Source organism: Oceanisphaera sediminis (assembly GCF_039539745.1).
Taxonomy (GTDB): domain Bacteria; phylum Pseudomonadota; class Gammaproteobacteria; order Enterobacterales; family Aeromonadaceae; genus Oceanimonas; species Oceanimonas sediminis.
In genome coordinates this window covers 1-10442 of the sequence record NZ_BAABDS010000007.1, presented here as the reverse complement: position 1 = coordinate 10442, position 10442 = coordinate 1, and the positions used below count along the sequence as shown (strand labels likewise).

Genomic DNA, 10442 nt, shown 5'->3' with positions numbered 1-10442 from the left:
GTCATGCCTACTATACGCCGGACACCATTTACGCAGCATTCGGAGTTCACTCGTAAACTTGTCCCAGAAGATCGAAGCCCCTCTGGTTTTGATGTCGGTCTGGAAATAACGACGCGTCAACATAGGTTCGGGGTAACTCATCTCTCTGTATCGCACATCACCAGATCTTGTCTGGCTTTTCCCCAACGCTCACTACCATAGCTCTTAACCACAGCAGCTTGGGGCTGTTTGAGACCGGCTTCCGACAGCAGATCCCGGTGGGCCCACCACCATCTCTTCGTAAGCTTATGCCTACTCCATGCTCAGCATTCCTTGCTGGGCATGTTTTGTGCCTACGGCACACCCTCGATGTCCTCCCAACCTTCGGCGCCGGCGATGACGGCACAGACCGTCAGGAACAGGACATCGAACAAGGGATAGCTGATTTTGGCGGACTGACGAGGGTCTTCCAGCTCACCGAAATACTGAGAAAATGCATCAAGGCTCATCATGGCTCTCCCAAAAAGGGAGTATCAGATCACAACACGATCTGCGGGTCAAATAGAACGAAGTGTCCAAAAAACGTTCGCGATCTCACCCTGCATTAGACGGACCTCTCTACACAATATTATTTCACACTCACTTTTCGACATATTCAAGCGTTTCCAGTATAATTAATCTCTGAATTTGTTATTTTTTTAACCTTAATATTAAAATTACAGACAGGATTTATTAGCTCGTGGAATGGAAGGAACAACCTAAAGCATTCAAAATTTATTTGTATTCGATGCTAGCTATTGTTTTCTTGTTAGGTACGAGTATCGTTGTACTTGTTTTTGAACAATTACGTTATCAGAGTGCTGTTGATACGAGAGAGAAGTCTATTAAGTTGGCTGCGGAGCTTCGCCAGTCATCTAACGATTTAGCAAGGTTAGTAAGAACTTATATCATTACTGGTAACCCTCTTTATAAACTTCAGTTTCAGGCTGTCGTTGAAATACGTGACGGGTTGAGAACGCGACCGAAGAATTATTCTCTTGCTTATTGGGATGTTAATGGAGCAGCCCCCGATACTTCAGAGTCGAAGCATGACGCCAGCGGTGACGGAATTTCGATTATTGAACTAATGCAAAGAGCTGGCTTTACTGAAATTGAATTACAAAATTTAAAGCTTTCTAAGGAAAAGTCAGACTTATTAGTGGCGGTAGAAAATAAAGCAATTGACCTTTTTGAAGAAAACGTACCGACAGATCCTAAAAAACGCGAAAAAGCTTTAGAAATGCTAGCAGATGATTTCTTTATCTCAACAAAGGCAGAAATCATGCGACCGATTATCGAAACTGAACAGATGGTTTTTGACAGGACACAATCCACTGTAAATATAGCAAAAAATAGGCTGATGCTAGTTATAGGAAGTCTATGTTTACTTTCGATACTTCTGATTATTTTTATTTTTAAAATTGGCGTGCAGCTTCGTAAGATAATCGGCTGTTCTATTCCTGAATTAGAAGGCCATTTACATGAGTTAGGGAAAGGGAATTTTTTAACGCCAATTATAGTTAAAGGAAATTCACGGGAAAGTGTTATCAGTTGGATAGCAAGAACTCAAAGGAAACTTGCAGAACTAAACCTTGCGTATTTCAAAGCCATAGTTGAATCTTCTGACGATGCGATTATCAGTAAGAATAGTCATGGAATTATTGCAAGTTGGAATAGAGGGGCTGAAAAGATTTTTGGCTACTCAGAGGAGGAGATAATCGGTCAATCAATGACATTGATAATTCCAAGTGAGAGGTCACACGAAGAGGCTGAAATTCTAAATAAAATTTCAAGTGGACAGAAAGTAGATCATTTTGTCACGCAACGCAAACACAAAAATGGTCAACTAATAGATTTATCAGTGAGTATTTCGCCGATATATAATTCTGAGGGGCAGGTAATAGGTGCTTCCAAGATAGCGAGAGATATTAGTGCCGCTGTAGCGGCAGAGGCAGAAATTAAGCGCCTTGCATTCTATGATTCGTTAACAGGTCTTGCTAATAGAAGATTGTTGCAAGAACGATTAGGGCAACTACTACTATCAGCTAAAAGAGATAAGTTTCCTATTGCATTGATGTATATAGATCTCGACGATTTCAAGTTACTAAATGATACTCAAGGTCATGAGGCAGGAGATCATTTACTTAAAGCCGTATCAAATCGATTAATAGAATCTGTTCGTGATAGCGATACGGTTTGCCGGTTTGGAGGTGACGAGTTTTTAATTATGCTCTCTGGACGCAACCAAATTTTCTCTTCTGATGCTTGGGTTAAAAAAATAGGCAAAAAAATAAGAGAACGACTAAGTTATCCTTACGATCTAGGGGCCGAACCTTATATTTGTACTTCAAGTATTGGAGCCTACATTCATAAAGGCGAAAAACTTAGTTCAGATGAGATTATTAATAAAGCTGACCAGGCTATGTATATCGCAAAAAAGAAAAAGAACGCTTTCTATTTAGTCTCTGGTAATTATGCGGATGGTTAGGTTAAAAATTTTTATTTAAACGCATTGTTTTTTAATTGTTAGATTTTTGTTTTGATGTGAGCTGTCCATTTTTCATTCATCGTTAATAGCGCTATCTGATGAAGAAGTAAAACACCTTCCAACAAATCAGGAGCGCTCTGGTAACAAATCCAATAAATAAAGGATTGTTGGTATAAAAATTAGGGTTTCAATGCTTCAACCATTGACACGAGTTCACTGATACTCACATTCACACTCTCGATAGCTTTTTCGACATGCTCGATAGATTCATGACCTTTTTTCGCGATCACATTTATCTCTTTTAAACCGGTGTCAATTTTATCAATGAGCCCCGCGTTCTCCTTTACGACCTCCGCAATGTCGGAGGTTGCGGAAGCCGATCTGGCGGCAAGCTTTCTTACTTCGTCTGCAACAACTGCGAACCCTCTGCCGGAATCTCCGGCTCTTGCAGCTTCAATCGCCGCATTAAGTGCCAATAAGTTTGTCTGATCTGCAATAGAACGTATGGTGGTTACTATTTCCTGAATATTCTTTGATTTCAGATTTAGCTCTTGACCAACTTGTGCAGTATTTTCAACCTGTGATGCGATTTGAACACTGGTATTCACGCTGTTATCCAGCTCTCGCATTGCCGTTGTTGTTAACGCCGATGTCTTTTCGGATGTTTGCGCCGCGAGGTTCACTGTATTAATGGCATTATTGACGCGCTCAGAAATATCTGACGCAAATTTTATCACTTTATAGACTTTACCTTGCCCATCAAGAATGGGGTTGTAAGTTGCTTCAAGCCAGACGCTCCTGCCAGACAGACTTCTTCTTAGAAATCGACCTGTCTGATAGTTACCGTTCGCCAAGTTGCGCCAGAAGTTTGGGTTATCACGATAAAAGTTTTCATCACAGAAAATTTTGTGGTGTTTACCCTTTATCTGTTCCAGTTTGCAATCCATAGCATTAAGAAAATTCTGGTTAGCATTGGTGATTGTGCCATCCGGGGTGAATTCAATTACAGCCTGTGAGCGGTTAAGTGCCGTAAAAACAGCATTCTGCGACGCAGATTCGTTATACTGCGCGGTGACATCAAAAGCCAATTTAACAACACGATACACCTTACCTTGTTCATCCTTAATTGGCACATAACGTGCGCCGACAAAGATAGTTTCTCTATTCTTCTTCATATATTTAAAGGTATCTCGCTGCGGTTTGTCCTCAAGGAGATTTCGCCAGAAGGTTGTATACTCGGGCCTCGATGTATAGGCAGTCTCAAACAAAATGCGGTGATGCTGGCCCAGAAGTTCCTGTTTACTGTACCCCATAAAGTCAGCAAACTTCTGACTCACTTCAAGTATTTCGCCTGAATGATTAAAAATCACCATCGCGGTAGCGTTTAACATGGCATTAAAGAGGAGTTTTTCATCAGAAACTTTTAGTGGTTCTGTTAAAGTGGGTGTTTTCTTTAGAAAGTCGAACATAATCAGTATTCTCTTTTATAGCTCAAAAGTAATTTTTCAAACTGCTCAACAGAGAGAGGTTTATCAAAGTAGTAACCCTGCCCCCAATCACAACCCAAGTCAGCCAGTAGCGTCGCAATGTCTTGAGTTTCAATTCCCTCAGCAAGAGTTTTCAAGCCAAAAATCTTTGCTGTTGAAATAATGGTTTTAACAATGGCGAGGTTTTTCTCATCTTCAAGTATTGACTTGATAAAGTGCATATCAATTTTCAGCACATCCGCATTGATGTTTTTTAGATAACTTAATGAAGAATGCCCCATACCAAAGTCATCAATGGCAATCGCAAAACCTTTACTTCGTATCGTATTTAAAGTTGATATTGCTTTATCGGGATCACGCATAAGCCCTGTTTCGGTAAGCTCAAGCTCAAAATCATTTGGCTCTAGCCCTGCGAGTTCTATCAAAGTTAAAAAACCATAAATTGCAGACTCATCATCAAAGCTTTTCGCTGAAATATTAAGGGCGAGCTTGAAACGCAAATTTTCTTGCGAGAACACTTCTTTTTTCTGCCAACTGCGTTTCAGTTCAATAACACGTTCTAATACGAGATGCGTCAACTTATTGATTAACCCTCGCTCTTCAGCAATTGGAATAAAGGATCCTGGCGAAACTTCGCCAAGCTCTTCGTCTCTCCAGCGCACCAGAACCTCAGCACCGACTAACTTATGTGTTTTTAAACAAACTTGAGGTTGAATGACGATTCGCAGATTATCAGGATAGGAGAGTAAGGTTCTCTCAAGTTGCTTTGAGATAATTGATTTTTTCTGAATCCTTTCACCCACTTCAATATTAAAATAGCAACTGGGTAAACCGGACTCTTTGGCCATATTAAGTGCTATATTGGCACCTCGTGTTATTGCATCAAAGGTATCCGCATCCTGAGGATATAAAGCAATTCCAGCTCTTGCATTGATACTGACTTCACCCTCTAGGGTTTCGAGCGGCTCAGCGAGAGCTTGATGTAACCTGTTGACCATTATTGAAGCCGCATCAGGATTAGATAAAACGGCTGCAAGCGCAAAAATATCAGAATTTAAACGGGCTAAGGAGTCAAACTCTCGATCTATGTCATTGACGACAGGTAAAATCTGGCAGTCCTCGTTATCAAAGATACAACGCACTAAAGTATCTGCACCGCGGATGGTTTTTTCTAATCTGCGACCGACCGCTTGGATGACTGCATCACCCGCTTCGTATCCCATTGTTTCGTTAATATCTTCAAGATTAACCAGGTCGATATATACAATCGCGATGGTATATTGATATCTCTCTGCAATTTTAAGAAGGTATTTAACTCGGTCAGAGAATAAATTTTTATTAGCCAGTCCTGTTAGCTCATCAAAAAATGCCAATTGCTTGATGCGGTGCTCTTTGGCTTTAATGTCACTTAAATCGCGCCAAATTACCTGGATAGCGTTTTGTCCAAGGTAGATGACTGGAGTGAGCGTTACCTCTATCGGTATATGCTGACCTTTTTTAGTGATATGAAGCCATTCAAAACGCTGGTAACCCTCTTTTGAGGCTTTATTTAAAAGAACTTTGGCGAGCTCTTTGCTGTTGTTTTTACCTTGGTTCAGTGGTGAGAATTGAATAGGCGACAAACCAATCAGCGCTTTGCGGTCAGACAAGCCAAAAAGTTTTGCGGCTGCATCATTACAATCAGTAATCACAAAATCTGGGCTGATTATGCCCATCGCATCCTCTGATTTATGCAGCAAATTCACCAAGCGCTTTTCGTTTTCACTTTTGAGTCTTTCATAATCAAGCTGCGCTGAGATGTCACGAATTATATAGACAACGACTTTTTGGTTAAACGCGGTTTGTACAATCTGCATACTAATTTCTGCATGATAGATGTTGCCATCCCCTTTGCGATGTTGGGTAACAAAATGCAGCAGCTCCACCTCACCCATTTTGAGCGGCTTCAAAAGCCGATCGAACGATTGTGCATCGTAGCTCGGCTTAAATTCGTAGGGCTTCATAATTTGTAACATCGCCCAACTCCGCCCAAGTTGATGCTGTGCAGCGAGGTTGGCATATAAAATGTCCAACGTTTCGGCATCAAAAAATAAGACGGCATCAGCGATTTGATCAACAACACTTTTAAAGCTGGTCAGTTCGTCCTGCCTCAAGCGCTCTTGAGTTATATCCAGTTCAACCGAAATATATCCCGAGTGCTCTCCAAGTTCATTAAACGTAGGGTTGCAACTGATGCGACTCCAAAAGGTCTCTCCACTCTTTCGATATTTAAGTAATTCAATTTCAATGGACTTTTTCTTTGCGACTGCTTTTTGTAACTTCAAAAGGTCAAAGCTGTTAGTCTGCGGCCCGGTTAATGATGCCCACGGCGATTGACCCGCTAGCTCCTCCAAAGGATAACCAGAGATTCGTTCGAAGCCGGCATTACACCAAGTGATGTTGTAATCACAATCTAAGATCATTACCCCGTTCACAGTCTGTGTAGCAACTAATGCAAGGCGGGCGTTCTCTTCCAGTGTCAGAGCAAGTTTATTTTTAATCTCTCTTGCTTCAGATAGCGATTCCAAGGTTTCTAGGATGGGATTCAGTTTCTCAACGTCAGATTGTTCATAGCCGTTGGCTGCGTTAGCCAGACCGACCATTCCAATCAACTTACCATTATGTTTAATAGGCAATCCAAGGAAGGAGGAGAGCTTGGGATGACCATTTGGTGTGCCACCAGCACGAGAATCATCCTGAGGATTGTTTGAGATAACAGCTTGGCCGGTTGTTAATACTTCACCCAGTAAATTGTGATGATTATGGAACTCTAAGCCATCCGCCTTACTTCTTTCATATAGCTCACGGGTTTCATGATCCCAGCTGATATTTGTCAAGACGCGGACCTTCAGATTCGCTCGTAGTTGCGAGTCTTCCCGCACCTCACCAATCAAACCGAACTGACTATCTGTCAGAGCGATGAGTTCATTAAGTAAAAGGCTAAGTGCACTGTCATACGACTCATTAAGTATAAAAGCGCGTTGAATCTTAGCGATGGCATTGCTGGTACGAATTTGAAAATCGTATTTGTCAGAAATCTGCTGCCTGGACTGCTCAAGTGTCTGGTGGCTAGCGTATATGTAGGCGTCAAAGGCGAGGGTGATATCCAGTAGCGCCACTTTATAGAGCGCAGTTAACGTTGGCTCGATACTCCCCGTATCGCTATTCAAAATCACACTGACGAATTTACAAACGAGATCTAAGTAAACACCGTAAGCGCCAATATACCATTGCGGCGTCAAACCAACCCTTTGGTGCGCAATGCCCACTCTAATACGATCTTGGGCGTAGTCGAATCCATAATCGCCGGCAGTTAATTTCCTAAAGTACAGTTTTTGTGTTTCTTGAAGTTTGCTCATCAGGTTAACGTCATGCAGCATCTTCGATGCATGGTCAAACTTTAAAAGATGCTGATAAAAAGCATGAATAAGCTCATTCTCATAGGCATAAAGTGGTTTATGAATGGCTTCGAGCAATTTAATTTCGGTAGTTGAAAGATTAATAAGAGCTTTACGCTCATCAAAAGAAACGGGGTTGATGTTTAATCGCTTTAATACTTCTTCCACTCTAATAGCGCACCTGTCTTTACTTCGTTAACAACCAGTGATTGATTGCTTGTAATAATTCATCGGGATGAAACTTAGCGATAAATTGGTCTGCGCCGACTTTCTTAACCATTGACTCGTTGAACACACCGCTTAGTGATGAGTGCAAAACGACGTGAATATCTTTTAAAAGTGGTTCAGATTTGATCGCAGAAGTGAGCGTATAGCCATCCATAATTGGCATCTCAATATCGGAGATAACCAAAGGTATCTTCTCGGAAAGGACGCCTTTATGCTTAACTGCCATGTCTTGTAAAAATTGAAGCGCAGATTGGCCATCATTAACCAGTTTAGACGGGATATTTACGCTGTCTAATACGCGTTTAATCTGATTTCTGGCAACTGCTGAATCATCCGCAACCAACACTTCAATCTCAGAGGTGTTGAACCCTTTAAGCTGTTGCGCCGTTTCAGCTTCAATTTCATGGTCGTTGGGCATGATCTCCGAGAACACTTTTTCAACATCTATGACTTGAATGAGCTTGCCTTCAATCTCTGTCACTGCAGTTAGGTAATGACTTTGCCCTGCTCCTTGAGGTGGAGGTTGAATTTGACTCCAGTTCAGATTAACGATGCGATCAACTGCCGAAACCAGAAAGCCTTGGATATGGCGGTTGTATTCCGTCACAATCACAAAAGCCTGTTCGGGATAACCTATCGGCTTACCTGTCGTAGCTTCACTCAGGTCGATAACGATAACTGGATTGCCACGAAGCTGCGCAATGCCCTTTACAAAAGGGTGGGCTCCTGGCATTTCAATGAGCTCAGGTACACGAATTACTTCCCGAACCTTAAAGACGTTGATGCCAAAACGCTGATGACCATTCAGGCTAAAGAGGAGTATTTCAAAGCGATTTTGACCTGCCAGATTTGTCCTTTGGTCAATAGACTTCATTAACATATTCATTTAAAACGCACCACCAGCTCGTGTAGCTCTTCAGATATTTTCTTAAGGTGCTCTAGAGAGCTTGCTGTTTTATCTGCAGAATTGGCGCTTTCATCGGCCAATGTTGAAATACTTACAACCTGGCGATTGATATCTTCAGCCACATGAGCTTGCTCCTCTACAGCTGCTGCCATCTGTGTCGTCATATCGGATATATGCCCGACTGAGGCAACGATTCCTTGCAGCATATCTCCACTCTCAATGACTTTTGACAGCCCCTCGTCAGCGTCAGAAGCACCTGATTCAGCTACTTTAACGGCCTCGCTGGACTTTAGTGAGAGAGCTCTGACAATCTCGTATATTTCTTTCGTAGAATCTTGGGTACGTTTTGCAAGATTACGCACCTCTTCAGCAACCACGGCAAAACCTCGGCCTTGCTCGCCGGCACGCGCTGCCTCGATAGCAGCATTTAGCGCAAGTAAGTTGGTCTGTTCAGCAATCTGTTCAATTATTTGAGCTGCTTGGGCAATTTTCGTCGTTTGTAGCTCTACATCAACAACGGATTTCGAAATGGTCTGGACAGTTGCTCTAAGTTTTTCAATAGAGGCGCTTGTTGTTTTGGAGAGTCCTCCACCGGTTTCGGCCAGATAAAATGCTTTATCAGCTTGTGAAGCGGTATTGGAAACATGATGCGATACCTCTGAAATAGTTGTCGTCATCTCATTCATCGCTGTAGCAACCTGAATCGTTTCAGATTGCTGGTGATCAATAACCTGCTTAGATTGTTTAACCAAGTCAAATGAGGAAAGTGTTTCGAGCGATACTCTTTTCGCGGCATCATCAATGCGGTTGATAATAGTTGTCAGGTGAGCTTGCTGGCTCAATACAGAGACTTCTAATGCGCCAGTAAATCCGGACTTATTGGTGTAGGTGAGAACTGCGAGTTCATGCGAGAAAGAACGGCTTAGTATTTTCTTTAAGTCAGACGCTCTGGCGTGGTCTTTCACATTGACCCAAATTGCATAGATCGCAATGACGGCGAGCAACAAACTCTCTGATAACTCTTGGTAACCAAGAAAGAATGTCGCAAGCGCGATAGCGACAGACACCATTAAAAAAATGTTAGGCAGCGATATAGGTAACGGTTTAGGTAAATTACTTCCCGAACTCAAGCGGCGGTATACTCTGTCTGCTCTTTGTACATCTTCTGCTCTTGGGCTTGAACGAACAGATTCGTACCCAATAACTTGTCCATTAGCGGTCACGGGTGTTACATAAGCGTCTACCCAGTAAAAGTCACCGTTCTTACAACGGTTCTTAACCAACCCCATCCATGCTTTACCTTCTTTTAGATGTGACCACATTACTTTGAAAGCCATCGCTGGCATATCGGGGTGTCGAACAATATTATGTGGCTGGCCAATTAACTCCGACCTGGAAAATCCGCTTACCTCAACGAAAGCGTCATTACAATCAACAATATTGCCGTTTTTATCCGTAACTGAAATTAGCTTCACAGACGATGGGAAAGTTATTTCGTTAGATGTAACAGGGAGGTTTTTGCGCATAGATAGCATCCGCGTGCATATTAGCTTACTAAAAAAAAAGCGCATTTTACATCATGTAGGTGGATTAACCTAGATCTATTAGTAAATATTTATGTGCACCGAATTTGTGCAAACTGATTGCGCTATCCTTATTTACTGTGCTAATTGGGGTGTATTTAAAAGTTTACATTGCCGATTGAGCTTCTGATTTATCAACTTGGCATTTGCTACGAGTTCATTTATGTCAAATGTTGTACGACCTAACCCCATCAGTGGTATGAGCCCAACGACCATCGATGACAGGGTGAGAGCGTGAACATTTTGTTAAAAAACCAAGGTGTTCATGCTCACTGCGCCGCCATTGCCCTCAGC

At 42.1% G+C, this 10442-nt stretch carries 5 protein-coding genes and 1 pseudogene; 1 reads left to right on the top strand and 5 read right to left on the bottom strand.

From position 1 onward, the window contains the following. Nucleotides 1–344: 344 nt before the first annotated feature. A pseudogene (locus tag ABD827_RS02970) lies at nucleotides 345–488 on the bottom strand (transposase family protein); the annotation flags it as partial. 230 nt (nucleotides 489–718) lie between these two features. On the opposite strand from ABD827_RS02970, the gene ABD827_RS02965 reads away from it, so the two are divergent. Then, nucleotides 719–2506 (top strand): diguanylate cyclase domain-containing protein, encoded by a 1788-nt coding sequence (locus ABD827_RS02965; protein ID WP_344962202.1) that lies wholly within the window; start codon nucleotides 719–721, stop codon nucleotides 2504–2506. A 179-nt stretch (nucleotides 2507–2685) separates the two neighbouring features. On the opposite strand, the gene ABD827_RS02960 is transcribed toward ABD827_RS02965, so the two are convergent. From ABD827_RS02960 to ABD827_RS02945, 4 genes are read right to left on the bottom strand one after another with little or no spacing between them, the layout of a single operon-like run. Continuing rightward, a complete protein-coding gene (locus tag ABD827_RS02960) occupies nucleotides 2686–3975 on the bottom strand; it encodes a methyl-accepting chemotaxis protein (protein ID WP_344962200.1) in 1290 nt (429 codons plus the stop codon). Nucleotides 3976–3977: 2 nt separating this feature from the next. After that, nucleotides 3978–7598: an EAL domain-containing protein gene (locus ABD827_RS02955; RefSeq protein WP_344962198.1), complete on the bottom strand. Its 3621-nt coding sequence runs from the start codon at nucleotides 7596–7598 to the stop codon at nucleotides 3978–3980. Nucleotides 7599–7617: 19 nt separating this feature from the next. Further along, the gene (locus ABD827_RS02950) at nucleotides 7618–8544 is read right to left on the bottom strand and encodes a chemotaxis protein (RefSeq protein ID WP_344962197.1); all 927 of its coding nucleotides are present in this window, start codon (nucleotides 8542–8544) and stop codon (nucleotides 7618–7620) included. Then, nucleotides 8541–10091, bottom strand: coding sequence for a methyl-accepting chemotaxis protein (locus ABD827_RS02945; RefSeq protein WP_344962195.1), 1551 nt, complete (start codon nucleotides 10089–10091; stop codon nucleotides 8541–8543). The genes ABD827_RS02950 and ABD827_RS02945 overlap by 4 nt, the downstream gene beginning before the upstream one ends. Between the last annotated feature and the right edge of the window lie 351 nt (nucleotides 10092–10442).

Bases quoted from the DNA above. Each gene is read 5' to 3' on its own strand.
- ABD827_RS02960 (WP_344962200.1), bottom strand. From the start codon at position 3,975: ATGTTCGACTTTCTAAAGAAAACACCCACTTTAACAGAACCACTAAAA.
- ABD827_RS02945 (WP_344962195.1), bottom strand. From the start codon at position 10,091: ATGCGCAAAAACCTCCCTGTTACATCTAACGAAATAACTTTCCCATCG.
- ABD827_RS02950 (WP_344962197.1), bottom strand. From the start codon at position 8,544: ATGAATATGTTAATGAAGTCTATTGACCAAAGGACAAATCTGGCAGGT.